The sequence below is a fragment of the Caballeronia sp. BCC1704 genome (assembly GCF_902833455.1).
In the GTDB taxonomy this organism is placed as follows: Bacteria; Pseudomonadota; Gammaproteobacteria; order Burkholderiales; family Burkholderiaceae; genus Caballeronia.
On record NZ_CADFFT010000005.1, the window covers coordinates 441,452 to 461,910 of the forward strand.

The 20,459-nt window shown below is 65.1% G+C and carries 15 protein-coding genes; 12 read left to right on the forward strand and 3 right to left on the reverse strand.

Annotated features, from left to right (window positions below):
* Window positions 1–411: 411 nt before the first annotated feature.
* The 10 genes from HWX53_RS25095 to HWX53_RS25140 all read left to right on the forward strand — a co-directional run bounded on the left by HWX53_RS25095 (window position 412) and on the right by HWX53_RS25140 (window position 15,124).
* Window positions 412–1,671, forward strand: coding sequence for a nucleotide sugar dehydrogenase (locus HWX53_RS25095; RefSeq protein ID WP_175946226.1), 1,260 nt, complete (start codon window positions 412–414; stop codon window positions 1,669–1,671).
* 30 nt (window positions 1,672–1,701) lie between these two features.
* Window positions 1,702–4,212, forward strand: a complete 2,511-nt coding sequence (locus tag HWX53_RS25100) for a tetratricopeptide repeat protein (RefSeq protein ID WP_175945938.1) — start codon at window positions 1,702–1,704, stop codon at window positions 4,210–4,212.
* A gap of 69 nt (window positions 4,213–4,281) precedes the next feature.
* Window positions 4,282–6,372, forward strand: a complete 2,091-nt coding sequence (locus HWX53_RS25105) for a glycosyltransferase (protein WP_175945939.1) — start codon at window positions 4,282–4,284, stop codon at window positions 6,370–6,372.
* A gap of 51 nt (window positions 6,373–6,423) precedes the next feature.
* Window positions 6,424–7,560 (forward strand): polysaccharide biosynthesis/export family protein, encoded by a 1,137-nt coding sequence (locus HWX53_RS25110; protein WP_175945940.1) that lies wholly within the window; start codon window positions 6,424–6,426, stop codon window positions 7,558–7,560.
* Window positions 7,561–7,569: 9 nt separating this feature from the next.
* A complete protein-coding gene (locus tag HWX53_RS25115) occupies window positions 7,570–8,883 on the forward strand; it encodes a sugar ABC transporter permease (RefSeq protein WP_175945941.1) in 1,314 nt (437 codons plus the stop codon).
* Between the two features lie 5 nt (window positions 8,884–8,888).
* A complete protein-coding gene (locus HWX53_RS25120; protein WP_175946228.1) occupies window positions 8,889–9,608 on the forward strand; it encodes an ATPase in 720 nt (239 codons plus the stop codon).
* Window positions 9,601–10,761: a sugar ABC transporter gene (locus tag HWX53_RS25125; protein WP_244140262.1), complete on the forward strand. Its 1,161-nt coding sequence runs from the start codon at window positions 9,601–9,603 to the stop codon at window positions 10,759–10,761. The genes HWX53_RS25120 and HWX53_RS25125 overlap by 8 nt, the downstream gene beginning before the upstream one ends.
* Complete coding sequence (locus HWX53_RS25130) at window positions 10,754–12,790, forward strand: tetratricopeptide repeat protein (RefSeq protein ID WP_175945942.1); 2,037 nt, start codon at window positions 10,754–10,756, stop codon at window positions 12,788–12,790. The genes HWX53_RS25125 and HWX53_RS25130 overlap by 8 nt, the downstream gene beginning before the upstream one ends.
* Before the next feature lie 43 nt (window positions 12,791–12,833).
* Window positions 12,834–13,898 carry an SDR family oxidoreductase gene (locus HWX53_RS25135; protein WP_241270103.1) on the forward strand — a complete coding sequence of 355 codons (1,065 nt, stop codon included), beginning with the start codon at window positions 12,834–12,836 and terminating at the stop codon, window positions 13,896–13,898.
* Window positions 13,899–14,041: 143 nt separating this feature from the next.
* On the forward strand, window positions 14,042–15,124 hold the full coding sequence (locus HWX53_RS25140) for a polysaccharide lyase family 1 protein (RefSeq protein WP_347879174.1): 1,083 nt from the start codon (window positions 14,042–14,044) through the stop codon (window positions 15,122–15,124).
* A gap of 38 nt (window positions 15,125–15,162) precedes the next feature.
* Here HWX53_RS25140 and HWX53_RS25145 read toward each other — a convergent pair whose 3' ends face one another.
* The 3 genes from HWX53_RS25145 to HWX53_RS25155 form a co-directional block, all read right to left on the reverse strand.
* A complete protein-coding gene (locus HWX53_RS25145; protein ID WP_175945944.1) occupies window positions 15,163–16,704 on the reverse strand; it encodes a methyl-accepting chemotaxis protein in 1,542 nt (513 codons plus the stop codon).
* A 165-nt stretch (window positions 16,705–16,869) separates the two neighbouring features.
* Entirely contained in the window at window positions 16,870–17,583 is a 714-nt protein-coding gene (locus HWX53_RS25150; protein WP_175945945.1) for a DUF2182 domain-containing protein, read from the reverse strand.
* Entirely contained in the window at window positions 17,564–18,325 is a 762-nt protein-coding gene (locus tag HWX53_RS25155) for a DUF899 domain-containing protein (RefSeq protein ID WP_175945947.1), read from the reverse strand. Before HWX53_RS25155 ends, HWX53_RS25150 begins: the two co-directional genes overlap by 20 nt.
* A gap of 129 nt (window positions 18,326–18,454) precedes the next feature.
* Here HWX53_RS25155 and HWX53_RS25160 point away from each other — a divergent pair, with 129 nt between their 5' ends.
* The gene (locus HWX53_RS25160; protein WP_175945949.1) at window positions 18,455–19,675 is read left to right on the forward strand and encodes a helix-turn-helix domain-containing protein; all 1,221 of its coding nucleotides are present in this window, start codon (window positions 18,455–18,457) and stop codon (window positions 19,673–19,675) included.
* A gap of 45 nt (window positions 19,676–19,720) precedes the next feature.
* Window positions 19,721–20,359: a PQQ-binding-like beta-propeller repeat protein gene (locus HWX53_RS25165; protein WP_175945951.1), complete on the forward strand. Its 639-nt coding sequence runs from the start codon at window positions 19,721–19,723 to the stop codon at window positions 20,357–20,359.
* Window positions 20,360–20,459: the final 100 nt, after the last annotated feature.

Sequence of the window (20,459 nt, forward strand, 5' to 3'; positions counted from 1 at the left end):
CGGCAGAGATTCCGTATAGATGGCCCACGTACTGCTGGCAGATTTTAAGTGTCGTCCTATTTACACTGCAGCCACCGCCGAATCTGGCGTTCCTTTCGCTCCATTAAAGATTCGAGGAACGCTTCTTAATGCACTTATCAAGCTCACAGACTGGCTAATTCGTAAAACAGTGTTATCTGAAACATTGTTTCGAAGTCCGTCTATATCCCTTGCGCCGTCTTTATCACCTCTATAGGATTCGTTCCAATTCGCTGGGTCTGGATATTTTTAGCGAAAAGTAACCCAGACGAATAACAGCGTTCACGGCAGATGACTGCCAACGGTGATGTTGCAACACGCTATTCAATGCGCACGGTCAGCGTTGAATAACCAGGCGTCAAGGATAATTCTGTGTCACTCAAGAAAATCGCAGTGTGTGGTCTGGGCTATGTGGGCCTGCCCGTCGCCGTCGCGTTCGCGCGCCGCTACGACGTTATCGGATTCGACGTCGATCGTCGCCGTATCGAGCATCTGAAAAAGGGCGAGGATTGGACAGGCGAAATCGAGAGCGATGTGTTGCGCGCCTCGACCATGCGCTTTACCGACAACGCAGCGGACCTCGCTGACTGCAACTTCTTCGTGGTCGCCGTGCCGACGCCCGTCGACGAGAAGTGCATCCCCGATTTCTCGCTGCTCGTGAGCGCATGCCGCACCATCGGACCTGTGCTGCGTCCGGGCAGTATTGTCGTCTTCGAGTCCACGGTTCATCCCGGCGCGACGGAAGAAATCTGCGGGCCGGAGCTCGAAAAGGCGTCGGGCTTGCGCTGCGGCGTGGACTTCAAGCTGGGCTACAGTCCCGAGCGCATCAATCCGGGCGATCGCGAGCATCCGCTGGAGCGAATCGTCAAGATCGTGTCCGGACAGGATGACGAAAGCGCGGACATCATCGCCGAAGTCTACGGCGGCATCATCGACGCGGGCGTGCATCGCGCGTCTTCCATCAAGGTGGCGGAAGCCGCGAAGGTGCTCGAAAACACGCAGCGGGATATCAACATCGCGTTGATGAACGAGATGTCCAAGATCTGCGATCTCGCCGGCATCTCGACGACGGAGGTGCTCGAAGCGGCAGGCACGAAGTGGAACTTCCTGCGCTTCACGCCAGGACTCGTGGGCGGCCACTGCATCGGCGTGGACCCGTATTACCTGACGTCGAAGGCGCAGGAGATGGGTTATCACCCGGAAGTCATACTGGCAGGGCGCCGCATCAACGACGGCATGGCGCAGCACGTCGCCGCGAAGATCGTGCAAATGCTCGCGCGCAAGCACCGTCTTGCCGGGTCCACGCGTGTCGGGATTCTGGGCATGACGTTCAAGGAGAACGTCCCCGACATTCGCAACTCGAAGGTGGTCGATCTGTACCGTGCGTTGCAGCAATACGGCATCGCGCCGCTTGCTTTCGACCCGATGGCGGACAAGGCCCAGATGGAGCATGAGTACGGCATCTCGCTCGTCGACAAGTCTCACTTCGACAATCTCGATGTCGTCGTTCTCGCCGTGCCTCATCGCGACATCATGGCCACGATCTGGCAGGACCTGCCGCACATGCTGACGGACGGCGCATTGCTGTGCGACCTCAAGTCGTCGCTGGACAAGACGCGCTTGCCCGCGAGCGTGCAGTACTGGGCGCTGTAAGCAGCTTCGTCCACGTCACTCAAAACCGGTATGAGCCATTCGAAGCTGCTGGTCAGTCCCATCGGGACGTGCCGCATACATACGCCGCTGCGCAAAGGCGCCGCGCGGTATCCGATTCGGGCGCAAAGCGCGCGCAACTATGGATTCGTCCACACGAGTGCGGAGGCGCTCCAGCAATTGCGTTTCATGCTCGGTCAGCAGTCGATTCCGGCCGAGATCGAAGCGCTGCTGTTCCGGCCCGGCGTCGCGGCGGCGAGCTATGCGAAGCCCTGCGCGCGCGCTGACCTGACTATCCTGGAGGTGTCTTCGCGCAAGCTGCTGACGGTCGACGGTTATCCCATCCAGATCAACTACATGGGCCGGTACTTCGCAGATTTCTTCGCGGACCGGGCGCGTTCGCGGACGTTCTGGTCGATGGCATCGGTCAAGAAGATGGCCGAGCGGCGCGCATGGCTCGAACAGGAGCCGAACTTCAGGCGGCTTGCGGCGGCGGATCAGGCCTTGCTCGCGCGCATCGTGCGAAGGGAACAGACGGACGACGAGATCGAGCGCGACATGCGGGAGATTGCCGCGCTCGTCGGAAGGGAGAAGCTGGTGTTCGTCACGCACGTTGACGCCGCGCCGCCCGACAATCCGGTGATCGAGCAGCGGCACCGCCTGATCGAGACGGTGAGCGATATCGCGCGGCGCATGAAGGTGCCTTGCTACGATCCGACGCCGCTGATGCACGAGGTCGGCCAGGCTGACGCGATGGAGCAGGGCGGACTCGATCTCACGCACTTCACCGATGCGTTCGCCGATCGTCTGGTGGACGACTGGCATCGCTGCTTTCTCGCGGCGCATATCGCCGCATCGGGCGTGCGCGACGGCGGCGCGCGCTTGCAGAAAGAAACGCAGCCGGTAGACGAGGCCGCGAGCATCGAGATGGCATGGAACGAAGGACGCCTGTGCGAGGCGTCGCGGCGAGTGCGCGCCGTGTTGCGCGCCGACCCGACACGCGCGGAGCACGGCCTGTTGCTCGCGCGCATGCAATTCGAACTGGGCGATTACGAAGGCGCGATCAGCGTGCTCAAGCAGCGAGAGGCCGACGACGGATCAGACGACAACGCCAACCGCGTGTTGATGCGCTGCTACTTCGAACTCGACGATTTCGAGAACGCGTTCGCGCTCGCGACTGCGATGCTCGGAGACGAAGTGGAAACGCCCGAGCTATTGCGCGTCAGCGCCCTTTCCGCCACGCGCCTCGGCGACGCCAGGACCGCGCTTGCAAGCTGGAAGCGCCTGTTCCGCCTGACGAACGGCGACGCCGAAGCCGCCAGCGCAGTGCTATCCCTGCTGCAATCGGCTGGGGAAGCGGAAAGCGCAGAAAACTGGGCCGAAGAAGTGCGCGCGACACTGCCGGCGCACGCCCCGAGCTATGCATTGCTCTGGAACCGCAAGCTCGACACGAACAACCGCGCGGCGCTGATGCGGCTTGCCGGTGAGTCGCTGCCGCTGCCCGCGCGTGAAGCGTTGGCGCTCGCGGAGCGGGCGGTCGGCGAGGGCTTCGCGGCGCCCGCGGCGGCATTGGCTGTATCGCAGGCATTCGCCGCGAACGATTCCGCCGATGTGGCGGGCTGGCTGAACCGCCAGATCGCGCGGTGGCTCGCCGAAGGCGAAGCGGCAGTGGCCGCAGGCGATCTCCGCGTGGCTGCCGACCGCATTCAGGCGGCGTGCCTCGCACAGCCCGCGAACGCGGACGCATTGCGCGCGCGCCGGGCGCTCGAGCGGCACATGCGTCAAGCGGCTCGCGCGGCCATCGTCGAGCAGAATTTTCATGCGGCAGTCGGCCTGATCGACATCGCCTTGCAGACGAGCCTCACGTTCCCCCACCTCGACAGCTTGCGTGGGCGGGCAGCGGAAGCGCTCGGCGATACGCCGACGGCGCTTCGTCACTTGCGACTGGCTGCGGACGAGCCCGGCGCGCCGCTCTCGGCGCGTCTTCATCTCGCGCGCGTGGCCGTTCGGGCCGGACGTTATGCCGAAGCGATCGAGGCCTTCTCGCAGATCGCTGCGAACCACGATGCGGACTCCGCCATGCGTGACGACGCGGCGCGTCAGATCTCGACGTTGCGAGGGCGCTCGATTCGCGCCGCCCGCGACATGCTGGCTCGCCAGGAGTACGACGCGGCGTGGTCCCTGCTCGATCTGATCGAAAGAGCCGACGCCTCGGGCGCCGATGTCGCCGTCGAGAAAAAGCGCGTCGTCGCGGCGTTGCGTGCGCAGCTGCGCGGACTCGATTCCGCGAGCGGCGAGGAACGCCTGGCGCTCGGCGAAGCAATTTTGAAGCTCGTGCCCGACGATCCGGTCGGCCTGAAGGCGGCGGCGTCGGGCGCCATGCGTCTGCATAGCTTCGCGCAGGCGCTGCCGTACTGGAACGCGCTGCGCAAGCAGTCCGGCGATGTCGAGCAGATCGACGCGAACATCCGCAAGTGCCTGCTGTGGGCCGAACGCGACAGGCGCAAGACGATCTCGCCGCCGCAGCCTGCGAAAGCCGCGTGACGGTGTATGCGGCGTTTGCTTCGCGCGGCACGGTTCCGCCGCGCTTTTGAGAGATAGTGGCAGTCCTAAATGATGACTCACGTAACGCAAGCGAGCACGACAGCGGTGGACTCGGCGCCGGCTGCATCGGTTCAATTGAGCGGTGTAGACGACACCGACGCCGTGCGGGCAGAACTCGCCCGGCTGGTGGCGCACGCGCGCACGGCCCGTCTCGCGCAAGACGCGCTCGCCGAGGCGCGAAGCCTCGTTCGCGATCACGCGCAAGACGCCGACTCGCGCCTTTTGCTGTTGCAGTTGATGGAAATGGCCGGGGATGCCGAGGGCACGCTCGACGCCTGGCATGCGCTGTCGGCGGATTGCCCGGACCATGCGGGCATCACGCGCGGTTACGCGCTGCGGCTCGTCAAGGAAAAGAAGGTAGAAGCGGCGCTGGAGCACATCGACCGCTGCATGCCGGAATCGCTCGACGACGCGTCGGCGAGTCTCGCGCGCGCCGAGCTTCTCGCGGACGTGCGCGCGCACGAGGCGTCGGATGCGTTGTTCGAACGCCTGATCGCGCGGCACGACCGACGCGATATTCGCATTGCCTTCGCCAAGCGACTCAGCAAGCGCGGACGGCTCGCGCAGGCGGTCGCCGTGCTGGAACCGATCGCCGCGTCGCTCGCGCCCGACAGCAAGGCCGGGCGACTGGCGGCCGCGCTGGCGAGCGATTACACGTTCTATCGACAGTATGAATCGGACGACGTGCTCGCGAGCGCCGACATCAAGATCGTGGCGATGAAGCACGCGATCCTGTCGTTCCGCCAGCGCGTTGTGCGCTGTGCGGACGGCGAACGCGCGAAAGCCATCGCGCTCGTCACAGGCAGCCTCGGACCGGGCGGCGCCGAGCGTCAGCTGACGAGGCTTGCCTGCCATTTGCGCAAGGATGCGCTGCATGGCGGCGCGTCGGCGGCGGTGAGCCGCGTCGAAGTGCTCGTCAGACAGCATACGGAAACCACGCGTGAGCCGAACGGCCAGCGGCTCGACTTCTTTCTCGGCACATTGAACGATGCGGGCGTGCCCGTCACGCAGATCAACGACCTGCCCGTTGTCGTGGCCGGCGATCGATCCGTGACGGACGCCAACCTGCTGCGCATGCTCGGCAACCTGCCGCCGCCAGTGCACTACGGCGTGGGACGCCTCGTACCGTACTTTCGCGAGCGCCGCTTCGATGTGGTCAGTCTTTGGCAGGACGGCACATGCCTGTTCGGCGCGCTCGCCGCCTTGCTGGCGGGCGTGCCGGTCATCCATCTTGTGTTTCGCGGATTGCCGCCGAACATTCGCCGGGAGCGCGACCGCCCCGAATACGCGGTGCTCTATCGGGCCCTGGCCGAGGTGCCCGGCATCCACTTCGTCTGCAACAGCCGCGCGGGCGCGCAAGCGTACGCCGCATGGCTCGATCTGCCGCTGGCGCGGTTCCATGTGCTCTATAACGGCGTGCCCGAACTCGACACCACCGGTTCGATCGAGGACGAAGAGCGCTGGGAGGCGTTCGCGAAGAAGACCGCGGACGCATCCGAGACGATCGGCGGCGTCTTTCGCTTCGAGCCCGACAAGCGGCCGTCGTCATGGATCAGGCTCGCGGCGCGGTATCTGAAGAAGCGGCCGCGCGCGCGTTTCGTGATTGTCGGCGACGGGCGGTTGCAGCAGAAGGCCGTCGAGCTTGCGAACGAGTTGGGCATCTCGAACCGGCTTCTGTTCGCGGGCTTGTCGTCGCATGTGGGCTACTGGTATTCAAAGATGGACGTGAAAGTCTTGCTCTCGCGCTTCGAAGGGCTGCCCAACGTGCTCATCGAAGCGCAGATGCTCGGCGTCGCCACGCTTTCGACGCCGGCAGGCGGCGCGGGCGAGTGCTTCGTGGATGGCGTGACCGGGCACTTGCTCGAATGCGCCGATCAGCCCGACTTGCAGGCCGCCTGCGACAAGCTCGCCGCGCTCGTCGACCGCTGCAAGGCGGACGGCGCTACGCGGGAGCATGCGCGTCAGCGGGCGCGCATGCTGTTTTCGGTCAACGCGATGCTCAGCAAGTTCGCAGAACTCTGCGCTTCGACGGCACAAGGCGCTGAGTCGACCGCGCCGACCCAGCCGACCGACGAGCAGGAGAGCCCGCTTGTCGCGTGATGCATGCATGAGAGCGGGCGCGTGTGGCTCGATGGTTCAGAGAAGGAAGCGATGAAATCGTTGGCTCGTGAAATCTTCCCGGCGAAAGTCACCCGCGCGCGACAGTGCGCGGCGTTGCTGCTCGGCCTTGCCAGCGCGTGCTTCCTTCAGGGATGCGGCTTGCCGCGCAGCGGGCCGATGGTGAGCGAGATCAACGCATCGGACGCGCGGGGCGACGTCGTGCTCGTTCCCGCGACAGCCCAGACGGTTCTTGCCGGACATAGCGCGCGCCCTTCGACGTTTCCGCCCGCGTTCGCGCACGCGGCCGCGTTCGACTACGAACGTCTCGCGCCAGGCGATGGCATAGACGTGACCGTCTTCGAGCGCGACGGTCTCGCCGTTTATCCGGCCGGGCCGAACGGCGCGTCTGACCTGGGCGAGATGATCGTCGACCGTGCAGGCGACATCTACTTGCCATATGTGGGCAGCATCCGCGCAGAGGGGCTGACCGCAGCCGAACTACGCGCTGCGATCATGCGGCGTCTGAGCCGGCTCATGACTGCTTCGGACGTCGTCGTGCGGCCCACGACGCGGCGCGGACAGACGGTCACGGTTCAGGGCGATCTTCAAAAGCCCGGCGTGTATGCGCTCGGCCGCGACATGTCTCGCCTGAGCGATGTGCTCGGCCTCGCCGCGCCCAGTCAGGTCAACCCCGAACAGTTGGCGATTTTGGTGCGACGTCAAGGCACGGAAGCCACCATACGGCTTGCGGACGTGTATCGAACGCGCGCCAACGACATTCCGCTGCGACCGGGCGATTCGATCATCGCGCATGACGTGGTCGAACAGGTCGTGGTGCTCGGCGCGGCGGGCGTGCAAGGGCGCATCAAGGTGCCGAAGCGCGATTACACGCTTCTCGATGCGCTCGGCGATTCGCGCGGTCTCAGCGACGCGCTCGCGAATCCGCGCGGCGTGTATCTGTTGCGCAGAGCCGGCACGAGCGAGCGCGAGCCGGGCGATGCACGGCCTACGGTCTATCAATTTGATTTCACGCGGCCAGAGCAGATCGCACTCGCGGGCCAGTTCGTCGTGCATGACGGCGATGCCGTGCTGGTTTCCGATGCCCCGTTCACGCAAGTGCAGAAGCTGCTGTCCACCTTCAGCGCGTCGCTCGGCACCGCGCGCTCGGTGAGCGCGCTGGCGGATTGACGCGGCACCATGACCAATCAGAAGCGGATAGACGACTGGCGCGCGCGTCGGCGAACGAACGGCTACCGGATCGGCGCGGGCGCGCAGATGGAAGACGCCGGGCCGCACGCGCCCGCGACAACGCTTGCGCTAATCCTTGCCGCACTGCGCCGGTCACCACGCGAGACGCCTTCGCAGCGCCGGCAAGTGTACGAGTCGCTAGAGGCGCGTCTTAGCGACGACGTGTCCCACGCGGACGAAGAAACGCTCGACCTGCGGCGACGGCAACTGCGCACCGTGATTCGTCTGCTAGAGAACGACATTCGCGCGGGCGTCGATGTGTTCGCTCCCCGTTACGCGCCGGCCACGCTCGCGCGAGAAGAAGCGCATCTTGCCGATGCCCACGAAAAGCGCGTCCGCCGCCGTCGCGAAGAAGAAGCGCGCGAGGCTCGCCGCAGCGCGTCGCGCGAGGACCGCGCGCTGACGCCGGACGTCAGCGCCGGCGAAGCCAGCGACCTCGCGGCGCTGAAGTCTCGCATCGCCTCGCTTCATGCGAGACAACGGCCACGGGCGGTGCAAGCCGGCCGCTCCGACCTGCGCGCGTTGCTTCCGATGCTGATCTTCCAGCTCGACACCATGCAAGGCGAAAGCCGCTTCGCACTCGCGTGGGCGTTTTTCGGACCGGCGGTGCTGCTCACGCTCATTTCGTCGCTCTACTTGCTGACGGGGACCCAGTTCATTCTGGGAATGGACGTGCCGACCTTCTCGCTGCTGGGCGCGACGACGTGGATCATGTTCCGGCAGATCATCTTTCGAAGCAGCACGAGCTACATCTCCGCTCGCGGATGGCTGAACCTTCAGGGCGTCACGCCGCTCCTGTGCGCGTGCGTGCAGGCCGTGCTGTATCAGGCGATCTTCGTCCTCGTGTTCGCGACGCTGATTCTCGTCGGCCACGCGTTCGATCTGATCAGCTTGCCGGCGAGCTGGCCCGCGTTCTTCGGCTATGTGATCGCGATGGGCTTCGGCGGCGCGTCGACGGGCGTGTTCTTCGGCGCTATCGCGAGCAAGTGGCGCTTCTTCCTGCGCCTTGCCACGGCCATCGAACGACTGCTCGAAATCTTCAGCAGCGTGTTCTTCGTGTCGGAGCAGTTGCCGGAGCAGTATCGCGGGTGGTTCTTGTGGTCGCCGTTCGCGCACGGCATGCAGCTATTGCGCTCGGCGTATTTCGAAAGCTATCGCTCGACGGATGCGCGTCTCTCCTACTTCGTCACGTCGCTCGTCTTTCTTGCGGCCGTGGCGCTTTGCGCCGAACGGTTCGCGCGATGCAACGTCCAGCCGATGTGACCGACATGATCCACCTGCACGCCGTCACGTGTTCATCGACGATCTCGGGCTCGCGCGCGCCGCTGCTGTCGAACGTCGATCTCGACATTGCGCGGGGACGCTATGCGTTGCTTTCGCGAACGCCCGAAGCCCATCGCGCACTGATCGATGTGCTGGCCGGCCTGCGCAGGCCGCGCCACGGCTTCGTCGAGCATCGCGGTCGCGTGTCGTGGCCGCTCGGCCGACAGGGCTTCATTCGCGGCAAGGCGAACGGACTGCGCATGATCGAGTTCGTGTGCGCGCTGCATGGCTTGCCTGCGAAGGCGGCTATCGAACTCGTGGCGGACCTTATTACGTGCCCCGCGCATCTCGAACTGCCGATGGAACATTGGCCGCTCGCGACGCGTCAGGAAGTGTCATTTGCGCTCGCGCTCGCGCCCGACTTCGATGTCTATGTAATCGACGGCGCCCTGCCACATGAAGCAAGCCGCTTCGCGCGTCTGTGGCGCGCGCTCTTCGACGAACGACTGGTCGGGCGCACGCTCATTCTCTCAACTTACCGTCGTCAGCAGATGGCGGATTATTGCGCCAAGGGTTTGGTCTATGAAGGAAGCAGCCTTCGAATCGACGCCGATCTCGACGAGTGCCTCCGTCGATTCCCTCCGCGCCGCGCGAACAGCGAGTCCAGCGCAAGCGCGGACGGCAACGGACTCGACGCCGCCGCCAGAGGTCCGTTCGATGTCTGAGTCCGGATCGGCCATCGAAGCGCGTCGCCGTGAACGAGACACGGCGAGGCTCGCGCGGCGAAGGGCGCGCTGGATGATGCTCGCGCTCGTTCTCGTGCCCGTCGCGTTGTGCGCGGCCTACGCGACGCTCGTTGCGAAGCCGCGCTATTCCGCCGAAGCGCGATTCTCGGTGCGCGCGACATCGAGCGCAGCGCCTCTCGCGGGCGGCGCAGCGAGTCTCTTCACGACTGGCGGCGGCGCTGGCGTGGCTGCCGGTTTCGTCGATGGCTGGGCCGTGAGCGACTTTCTCGCTTCCCGCGACTGCATGCGCCAACTCGACGAAAGAATCGGACTGCGCCGCCGGCTCACGTTGAACGGTCTGGATCTGCCTAACCGGCTGCCGTCGAACGCGTCCGAAGACGATCTGTATCGCGCGTACCGTTCGTCCGTGAAGGTGTCGTACAACATCATGGAACAGGTCGACGTCATGCAGGTGAGCGCCTATTCGCCGGCCGATGCCGCAGCGATCTCGGAGGCGCTGCTCGACCTCGCGCAGACCTTCGTACAGCGAATGGATGAGAAAGGCGTCGAGGATGCGCTCAAGGTGAGCCGGCAGGCCGTCGCGCTGGCGCAGAAAGAGGCGCAGTCGGCACGCGCGGCGCTGACGAAATGGCGAATCGTCAACCAGAATCTCGATCCCGCCGCGAACGCGGCGATGCTGCTCAATCTCTCGGCTCAACTGGAAACCGAGCTCAACACGGCGCAGATCAACCTCGACAAGATTCGCGCGCTCGGCAATCCGCAGCACCCGATGTTGGCTCCGGCAGCGGCACAAGTGCAGGCATTGACGGAGCGGCTCGCGCAGACGCGAGAACGCATTAGCGGCAAGGGCAAGACTCAGGCGAGCCAGTTGGGCGACTATGAATCGTTGAAAAACGCCGAGGCGTTCGCGGATTCGAATCTCACCGCGACGCAGCAAAGCTATCAGCAGGCATTCACGGATACGCTGAAGCTCCAGCGATACCTGACGGTCATCACGCGGCCCTTGCCGACGGACCGGCCCACGAGCCCGAACGTGCCGCTTCTGTTGTTGGCGTCGCTGGCCGCGGGTCTTGCGCTCGCGCTTGTCGTACGCGTCGCCGTGATGCTCGGGCGCGAGTTCTTCAATGGATAAGCCGATGGACACGCCGAACGGCCGGGCTCTGTTCGACGCCTGCAAGTTTCTGGTCAGAAAAGGCGTGTGGACTGCCGGCCTTGCCGCGTATGCCGATGCGGTGCGAGCCGGCGCTGTGCCTGATGCAGCGGCGCGCGTGTATCGCGCCATCGCGCAGATTCGCGTCGGCGAGAACGGAGCCGCCGCGATCGAGGCACTGGATGCGTCGCTCATCCGCGCCGCCGATGCCCGCATCGACGTGAAGCGCCTCGTCGTATCGCCGCTAATTAGGGACGGCGCGCTGCACGACGCAGCCGCCGTCCTCGGCGCATTGGTGAACGCGTGGCCCGAGCTCGCCGAGGAGCGGCGGATGCTCGCGAGCGTTCTCGGCCGCTTGCAACGCTGGGACGAAGCGGTGAGGCACGCGGATGCCGCAGCGCGGATCGAACCCGACGCGCCGGCTGCGCGTGCGGCCTGCATCCAGTTGCGGCTCCAGGCGGGGCGCGTCGCAGAGGCGGCCGAACTGGCGCGCGCGAGCATCGACATGGCGGTGGCGCACGCCGCGCATGCGCACGCGTGGCTGACCGCGCTCACGCGCGCGGGGCATACGGAAGTCGCCGCGCGGCTCGCATCGCGCCTCGACGCCGCGAGCATGCCCAACGATCGCGCTGCGGCGGCCGTCGTGCAGGCGCTGGCGAGCGACAACCGTATCGGACTCGCGATATCTGCGGGAGAGGCGGCATTGCGCGCCGGACTCGACGGCACGGCGCTGCGTTCGCAACTGGGGCAGGCGTATCTGGCGAGCGGCGTCTCGGACGGCGGCCATCTGCGAGCGCTCGAACAATTGGCGCGCGGCGTGGCGCTCGCACCGAACGACATGCGGCTCATGACGCTCTATGGCGAGACGCTGCTGCGCGCGGGTCGCTATGAAGATGCCGTCACGCATCTGCAAAGCGCGTGCGAGCGTTGTCCCGACCTTGCGCACACGCGAACGTTACTCGCCCGCGCATTGCGCCACTGCGGCCGCCACGCGGAATCGGCAGACCACATGCTGACGCTCGCATCCCAGCGCCCGGACGATGAACGCGTACAGCGTCTCGCGATCGCGGCGTTGTCTCAGGCCGGCAGAAAGGATCAAGCGTCCGAGCTTTACCGCAAACGTCTCGACGCGCGAGACCGCCTGCTGCCTTCGAGTTTTGCGCTCGCAATGGCGCAAGTCGATATGCGACTTGATGAAGTCAGTATCCCGAAGGAAAGGCTCGATTGGGCGTGGTCACTACGCAGGGAAGCGGACCCGGCGACGCGCGAAGCATGGGAGCGGGCGGCGCGCTGGGGACATCTGGTCGATCATCTGTTGCTGGAATGGCTCGAATGTCGCGATCATCTGATTGAAGAAGCCATGACCTTGCTCGACGATCTCGACGAAACGGAGCGGCGGTTCGCCCCATTACTTGCGGGCGGAAAGGGTGTCGTGGTCGCGACCGCGCATGTCGGCCCCATGTACGCCGGCCTGATGGTGCTCGAACTGCTCGGCATTCCGTCGCGCTGGGTGGCGAGCATGCCGGGCGTCGCCACGGCGCATTACGCGTCCGCGCTCATCTCCACGGCGGACCAGACCGAGGCGCAAGTGGCCCGGCAATGCTTTCGCGCCCTTCAATCCGGCTTCGCGGTATGTATTGCGGTCGATGGCGCGCCGAACCCCGCCGCGCCGCGCGTTCCGTTCGCCGGGCAGGAGATCACCTACTCGTCGTTCGCGGCACGTGCCGCGCACCGGCTCGGCTCGCCGTCGGTCTTTTATGCGCCGCGATGGCGCAACGGCAAGATCGTGCAAACACTCGAAATGCTGCCCGCCGCCGAGCCCGGCGAGGATGTCGAACGCTATGCGCTCCGATGGCAGGAGGCTTATCTCGGCCACCTGCGCGAGCATCTTGCCGGAGCGCCGGAAGACCTGCGCCTGAGCGGCGGGCTGTGGCGTCACGTGCGTCCGGTCGATCCGTCCGCTCATGCAACGCGCGCCGCATGCGATCGAAACCTATCGTGTATCAACTGAGCAGAAGCTTATGCAGAGAGAAACCTTGTTGAATGAGTCGACGATGCCGGCATGGCTGCTGCACGAGTCGCAATCCGGCTTGCGCGATGCGCTCGCTGCACAGCGCTTTCGATGGCTCGTGACGGGCGCGGCGGGCTTCATCGGATCGAATCTTGTCGAGACGCTTCTCGTGCTCGGACAGGAAGTGCGCGGGTTGGACAACTTCGCGACCGGGCATCAGCGCAATCTCGATGAGATCAGGTCGCGCGTCGGCGAAACGCGCTGGCGCAATTTCAGCTTTCAGGAGGCCGATATCCGTGACGCGCGCGCGTGCGATGCCGCGGTAGACGGCGTGGACTTCGTGCTGCATCAGGCTGCGCTCGGGTCGGTGCCGCGTTCGGTGAAAGATCCGATTGCGACCCACGATGTCAATGCAACGGGCTTTCTCAACATGCTCGATGCGTCGCGGCGGGCCGGCGTGCGCCGCTTCGTCTACGCGGCGTCGAGTTCGACGTATGGCGATGAGCCCAATCTTCCGAAGCGCGAAGAGCGCATAGGCAATCCGCTGTCACCGTATGCCGTCACCAAGCTGGTGAACGAGATCTATGCGAGCGTATATGCGCGCACTTACGGATTCGCCTCCATCGGCATGCGGTACTTCAACGCGTTTGGACCGCGGCAGGATCCGGACGGCGCCTACGCGGCGGTGATTCCGAAGTGGATTGCCGCCATGCTATCGGGCGAAGACGTGCAGATCAATGGCGACGGCGAAACGAGCCGCGACTTCTGCTATGTCGGCAATGTGGTGCAGGCGAACTTGCGCGCGGCGCTTCGCGCGGAGCTTGCCTCGAGCGAGGTCTACAACGTCGCGGTGGGCGGACGCACGACGCTCAACGACCTCTTTCATGTGATCCGCGACGGTCTCGCGGAACTGGGCCACGCATATCACAAGCAACCGGCGCACCGCGATTTCCGCGCAGGCGACGTGCGCCATTCGCAAGCGGACGTGTCGAAGGCGCAGCGTGAACTCGGCTATGTGCCGCTCGTCGATTTGCGCGCGGGAATGAAAGAGGCGCTGCCGTGGTACGTCGATTTCCTGACGAACACGAAGCGGGTGCGTGCGTCATGAAGATCTCAACGAACTTTGAGCGCCTTCGCTGGGCGCTGCGGACGTGCATCGTTAGCATGATCGCGTGTGCGTCGATGGCCGCGTGCATGCCGGCATCCGCCGCGCCGCGCGATGCATGCGAGCGTGCGACCGCGGATTGCGCGATGGTGTCCAAACTTCTTCAACAGCGAGAAGGCTATGGCCGCGCGGCGACGGGCGGACTGGACGGCAAGGTCGTAGTTGTGTCGTTGGCGGCGGACGCCGGGCCGGGATCGTTGCGCGATGCGCTCGTGCATGCGCGCGGACCCACCTGGATTCGCTTCCCGTCGGACATGAAGATCGCGCTCGCGTCCATGCTTCGCGTGCCGTCCAACGTGACGATAGACGGCCGCGGACACATGGTGGAACTGCTGGACTACGGCTTCGGCATCTATGGCAGCGCGAACGTCATCGTGACGCATCTGACGATAGACGGCCGCTTGCGCACGTTCGCGCAGGCGATCGACATCGCCAATGGATCGCACGATGTCTGGATCGATCACCTCGATCTCTCGCGGTTCGCGGCTCGGCTCGTCAACGTGAAGAACGGCTCGACCGATGTCACGGTCTCGTGGGTGAAGTTTCACGATGACGACAAGGTCATGCTGGTCAACAACATCACCGATGACAATCTCTTTGCCAACTACGAGCGCGATGCGATCGCTCGCGTGACGATTCACCATAGCTACTTCGTCGATACCATGCAGCGTAACCCGCGCGCGCAGTTTGGGACGGTCCACCTCTACAACAATCTCATCCAGAACTGGGACTTCTACGGCATGAGCTTCAGCCTGGAGGCGAGGGCGCTCGTCGAAGGCAATGTCTTTTCGAACGCCGCGCATCGCGCTTGCACGGAGCCGGCATACTTCCCGACGGTCGAAGGCGTCAACGCGAATTACTGCCGCTACATTCCGCAGGCGCCGGCACGCAGCGCGCTCGTCAATGGCGAATCGGATCGCGAACACTATGAGCGCACGAAGTCGCTCTACGGGTACACGCACGGCTATCAGGCGTTTCTTTCGGTACGCGACAACCTGTACCTCGGCGACGCGAAAGCGGTGCTGCAAGACGAGCAACCGGGCAAGGTGCCGAAGCCGCCGTACTGCTACTCGTACGAAGCGCCATCAGTGGATCTTGCCGATCGCATCCGCGCACATGCAGGCAACACGCGCGACGATGCTGCTGCAATCGGGCGGTGCGGTCAATAAGCGAAGCGCGCACGAACCCGTTGCGCGCTCACGCAACCTCACGCAGCCTCATGCAGCCTGAACGTCTCCACCGCCGTGCGCAGCGCCGCCGCCTGGTCCTCCAGCGATTGCGCGGCGGCTGCCGCTTCCTCGACGAGCGCCGCGTTTTGCTGCGTCACTTCGTCCATCTGCGTCACGGCGCGCGCCACCTGATCAATGCCGCTGCTCTGCTCTTCCGATGCCGCCGCGATCTCGCCCATGATGTCGGTCACGCGCTGCACCGCGCCGCTGATTTCGGTCATCGTGCGGCCGGCTTCGTCGACAAGCGCGCTGCCCGACTGCACCCGCTCCACCGATGTGTCGATCAGTTCCTTGATCTCCTTCGCTGCCGCCGACGAACGTTGTGCGAGCGAGCGCACTTCACCCGCCACGACAGCGAAGCCGCGTCCTTCTTCGCCAGCGCGCGCCGCTTCCACGGCGGCGTTCAACGCGAGAATGTTGGTCTGGAACGCGATGCCTTCGATGATCGTAATGATGTCCGCGATCTTCGCCGAGCTTTGATTGATCTCGCCCATCGTCGTGACGACTTGCGACACGACATGGCTGCCCTTGCTCGCAATCTCCGACGCATTGGCGGCCAGCATGCTCGCCTGACGCGCGTTGTCGGCGTTCTGTTTGACGGTGCCTGTCAGTTCATCCATGCTCGACGCCGTTTCCTGCAACGCCGAAGCCTGCTGTTCCGTGCGCGATGACAAGTCGGTATTGCCCGCTGCGATTTGTTTCGTTGCAGAGGCGATCGACTCGCTGCCCGAGCGTACCGAACGCACGGTGTCGATGAGGCTCGCTTGCATCGTCGAAAGGCCGCGCAGCAGTTGGCCCATTTCATCGTTCGAGCTGACCGTCACCTCGCGGCGCAGATCGCCCGATGCAATTGCGCTGAATTGCGTGAGAGCGGCATCCAGCGGACGCGCGATGCGGCGGCGCAGCGACGCCCACGAATAAATCGCGGCAGCCACGCCAGCGAGGATGGCCGCAATGCTCAACAGGCGGAACGTTTCGAACTGGGCTTGTCCCGCGTCGTAGGCGCGTTGCGCCAAGTCGAACTGCAGCTTGCGCAGCGCGACGCCCGTCTTGGCGAATTCGTTGAACGCCGCCTGCATGGCGCTGGCGTCGGCGGTGATCTTCTCCTGGTCCTTCGCGCGCACGTCTGCGTAGCCTTCGTCGATCAGCTTCTGCATGGCGAGACGCTGCTGGTTGAACTTCTCGCCGAGCGCCTTTTCTTCCGGATCCTGGGCCAGCGATGCGTATTTGGCCCATGCTTCGTCGGAGGTCTTACGCATGAGCGCGCCGCGCCCGATCGCATCTTCGGCCGCGCTCGTGCCCACGTTCAAGGCGGCGCGGTCGAAGCTCAGACGCTCGCGTGCCATGAACATCTCGGCGTTGCCGACGGAAACCGCGCTCGGCATTTCGTTCGTGAACAGATCATGCGTCACCGAGTTCGCGTGTGTCATGCCGATGAGCCCGAGCACGCCGATGCCGATCAAGAGCGCGCTCAGCAGCGTCATGGCCAAAGCCAGCCGCCCTTTGATAGTCGAAAACATGAATTCCCCGAAATGGCTGCATCGCGTCATGCACGCTCCAGGCGGCGATGCTGCGCCCACTGCGCGGCCGAGGGATTCCATCGACCTTTGTATATCGACCGCCGCGCGCCGCGCTTGAGTCCGGGAAAACATGGATGAGGAAAGCGCACGGCCGATCGTTTTATTTCATGCGACGGCGTGAAGCATCCACGCCGCGCCCGCTGCGATCATCAGTACACCAATGCCTTTTGCCACGCAATGCCCGAAAGGCAGCAGGCGTTCGGCGGCGATGGCGAACGTCACCGCGGCCACTGCTCGCGGGTCCGCCATGCCCGCGACGCATAAAGCCACGGTGAGCGCCGCGCACGATGCAATGCACTGCATGCCGTGCCATATCCCGTGTTCATACGATGCAAGCATCGTCGAGCGATGCTCGCTGGTGGAACGGCAACGCGCGAGACGGCGCGCCTTCCATCGGCTCGATTGCACCATGCCGGCAAGCACGATCACCGCGCCGCCGGTGACGGGCTTCGCCATGAAGAGCACGCTCCATGTCGCGCCGAGCGGATACATCGCGATGCCGGTCATCGACCATGCCGTGACATAACCGGCCGTCATGAGCGCGAGCGCCGACGCGCCGCACCGGCGATAGCGCCACAACGTCTGCGCGAAAGGCGGCAGCATCATCGCGTTCATCATGACGGCCCACAGAGCGACGAAGGAGACTGCCGCGCCGAGCGGCGTCTGGCCGCAAGGACGCGCCCAGTCCATCGAGGGCATGCACGCATGACACGCGGCGAGCAACGCGGCACTGAGCGTGAACGCGAAGGCACGCAGCGCGACGAGTCCGCGCCGCTCGTCCCCGCTCAGCATGACGAAATCAGTCGGCGTACTCGTCATGGCGCTTCCACCAGATGCCGTTCTCATTGCGTCCTTTCGGCGCGCGATCGAGCCATTGATACATGCCCCAGAGCGCATCGAGCCCGCGGGCATACGCCGAGTACGTGTGATAGACGACGCCGTCTTCCATCGCGAATGCGCTCATGCCGGGGCGATCGCGTGTGAAGGTCGGCGCGTCGGTGCCGCAAGCAGCGGCGAATGCCTTCACGGGTTCCGGCGCGTCCTTCATGTCCATCGCGTGGCCGCCGCGCGCGAAGTTGTATTCGATTTCGCCCGCGCGCTGCTGCGCCTCCGTGAACGACACGTTGAAGTCGTAGTTGAACTCGCCGTTCTTCGCGGACGCCCACGGAAAGCGCCATCCCATGCGCTTCTTATAGCCCGCCAGCTTGTCGATGGACGCGCGCGAGACCGCCCACAGCGCGACATCGTGATGCGCGAGATGAACGGCAAAGCCATCGAAGCCGTCCGCAATCGACGAGCACGACGGACAGCCCGCGCTCCAGTCCGGTCCGAACATGAAGTGATAGACGAGCAGTTGCGAGCGCCCGCCAAAGAGGTCGGCGAGCGTGGCATCGCCGGCTTCGGTATCGAAGCGATATGTCTTGTCGATGCGAACCCACGGCAAAGCCTGACGTTGCCGCGCGAGCTCGTCGCTGCGGCGCGTGAGCTCCTTCTCGGCTTTCAGCAGATCGAGCCGTGCGGCGAGCCAGTCATTGTGTGTCGCAGTCGTGTGAGTCGTCATTTGCGTTGCCTCCGTTGTGCGGCGGTGCGTGCGCACCGGTTTGGGATCCATTGCGAAGCGCGCCATGCATGGTGTTAGATTAGTGCGGGGCATCGGACGCGGGGGAGTGACAAGCGTGTCGGGATTCGCATGGATTCGTTGATGACGGCGGCGGCGCGCGCGCTCGCGGCGGGCGATCCGCTTGGCGCGCTGAACCGCGTGGCACTGCGCGACGATGCTCCCGCGCTCGCGCTGCGCGGCATCGCGATGGCGCAGCTCGGCGACTTCCCGCGTGCGAAGGCGCTGCTCAGGCGCGCGTCTCGCGGGTTCGGCGCGAAGGAAGCGGTGGCGCGCGCCCGCTGCGTCGTGGCTGAAGCCGAGATTGCGCTCGCATCGCGCGAACTCGCGTGGCCCGCGAAGGCGCTGGACCATGCGCGCGCGACGCTCGAAGCGCACGGCGATCGCATCAACGCGGCGCATGCGCGTTATCTCGACGTGCGACGCGCGCTCTTGATCGGGCGCATCGACGAAGCAGAAGAAGCGCTTCGCGCGCTCGATGCGTCCGCGCTCCCGCCCGCGTTGCTTGCCGCGCACGCGCTGATCGAAGCGGGCATCGCCATGCGCCGTCTTCGGGCGCAAAGAGCCCGCGCCGCGCTGGATCATGCGAGAGAAGCCGCGCGAGTGGCGGGCATTGCCGCGCTGTCCGCGGAAGTGGACCATGCGCGCGCGCTGCTCGATACGCCCGCTGCGCGGCTCATCGCACAAGGCGAGACGCGTCTTGTCCTGCTGGACGATGTGGAAGCATTGTTCGCATCGAACACACTCGTGATCGACGCCTGCCGCCACGCCGTGCGCGATGCGCACACGGTCGTCTCGCTCGCCTCCCGCCCGGTGCTTTTCACGCTCGCGCGCATGCTAGGCGAGGCATCGCCCGACGACGTGCCGCGCGATCGACTCATTGCATGCGCGTTTCGGATGCGTCACGTGGACGAGACGCATCGCGCGCGGCTGCGGGTCGAGATGGGACGCTTGCGCACCTTGCTGCGGCCGCTCGCGCAGATTCGGGCCACGCGCGACGGGTACGCGCTCGCGCCGCATCAAACAGCAGATGTGGCGGTGCTCGCGCGGCCTCTGGATGACGCGCACGCGCCACTGCTCGCCTGTCTGTCTGACGGCGAAGCGTGGTCGAGTTCCGCGCTCGCGCTTGCGCTCAATGCCAGTCAACGCACGGTGCAACGCGCGCTGGAAACATTGGCCGCGTCGGGCAAGGTGCAGTCGTTCGGGCGCGGTCGCGCGCGGCGCTGGCTCGCGCCGCCGACGCCGGGATTCGCGTCGGCCTTGTTACTCCCCGCCGATCTCGCGAGCGGCTAGCATCATCGCCATGCATCGAACGATGCGCGACGAGAGGACCGAGCCATGAAACGCGCGAAAGCAGAAATCATTCGTGAATACGGGCCTTTTCCGGGTGTGGAAGGCGTGCACGGCGTCACGTTCGACGGTCATGCCGTGTGGTTCGCGGCAGGCGATACGCTCAATGCGTTCGATCCCGCGACGGGCGAGCCGCAACGCAAGCTCCATGTCGCGGCCCATGCGGGAACGGCTTTCGACGGCGAGCATCTTTATCAGATCGCGGAAGACCGCATCCAGAAGATCGATCCGCGAACGGGCCGCGTCGTCTCGACGATTCCGGCGCCGGGCGGCGGCGCGGACTCGGGCCTCGCGTGGGGCGAAGGCACGCTGTGGGTCGGCCAGTACCGTGACCGCAAGATCCATCAGATCGATGCGACGAGCGGCGAAATTTTGCGCACCATCGAATCGAACCGGTTCGTGACGGGCGTGACGTGGGTCGAAGGCGAGTTGTGGCACGCCACATGGGAAGGCGATGAAAGCGAGTTGCGCCACGTCGATCCGGCCACGGGCCATGTGCTCGAAAGGCTCGACATGCCTGAGGGCGCGAGCATCTCGGGGCTCGAATCAGACGGGCATGATCGCTTCTTTTGCGGCGGTGGCCGCGCCGCCAAAGTGCGTGTCGTGCGCCGGCCGAAGACGCCTTAAGGCACGCCATTCTTCGTGAAGGTTGAGCGCGGCGCGGATGACGGCAAGCGTCTTTTTTGCGCGTGCGAGCGCAATAGCCCTTATGCTCTCGCATGAAGCG

Coding starts and splice junctions, on each gene's coding strand:
- HWX53_RS25100 (WP_175945938.1), top strand. CDS start 1,702: ATGAGCCATTCGAAGCTGCTGGTCAGTCCCATCGGGACGTGCCGCATA.
- HWX53_RS25105 (WP_175945939.1), top strand. CDS start 4,282: ATGATGACTCACGTAACGCAAGCGAGCACGACAGCGGTGGACTCGGCG.
- HWX53_RS25110 (WP_175945940.1), top strand. CDS start 6,424: ATGAAATCGTTGGCTCGTGAAATCTTCCCGGCGAAAGTCACCCGCGCG.
- HWX53_RS25115 (WP_175945941.1), top strand. CDS start 7,570: ATGACCAATCAGAAGCGGATAGACGACTGGCGCGCGCGTCGGCGAACG.
- HWX53_RS25120 (WP_175946228.1), top strand. CDS start 8,889: ATGATCCACCTGCACGCCGTCACGTGTTCATCGACGATCTCGGGCTCG.
- HWX53_RS25125 (WP_244140262.1), top strand. CDS start 9,601: ATGTCTGAGTCCGGATCGGCCATCGAAGCGCGTCGCCGTGAACGAGAC.
- HWX53_RS25130 (WP_175945942.1), top strand. CDS start 10,754: ATGGATAAGCCGATGGACACGCCGAACGGCCGGGCTCTGTTCGACGCC.
- HWX53_RS25135 (WP_241270103.1), top strand. CDS start 12,834: ATGCCGGCATGGCTGCTGCACGAGTCGCAATCCGGCTTGCGCGATGCG.
- HWX53_RS25140 (WP_347879174.1), top strand. CDS start 14,042: ATGGTGTCCAAACTTCTTCAACAGCGAGAAGGCTATGGCCGCGCGGCG.
- HWX53_RS25145 (WP_175945944.1), bottom strand. CDS start 16,704: ATGTTTTCGACTATCAAAGGGCGGCTGGCTTTGGCCATGACGCTGCTG.
- HWX53_RS25150 (WP_175945945.1), bottom strand. CDS start 17,583: ATGACGAGTACGCCGACTGATTTCGTCATGCTGAGCGGGGACGAGCGG.
- HWX53_RS25155 (WP_175945947.1), bottom strand. CDS start 18,325: ATGACGACTCACACGACTGCGACACACAATGACTGGCTCGCCGCACGG.
- HWX53_RS25160 (WP_175945949.1), top strand. CDS start 18,455: ATGGATTCGTTGATGACGGCGGCGGCGCGCGCGCTCGCGGCGGGCGAT.
- HWX53_RS25165 (WP_175945951.1), top strand. CDS start 19,721: ATGAAACGCGCGAAAGCAGAAATCATTCGTGAATACGGGCCTTTTCCG.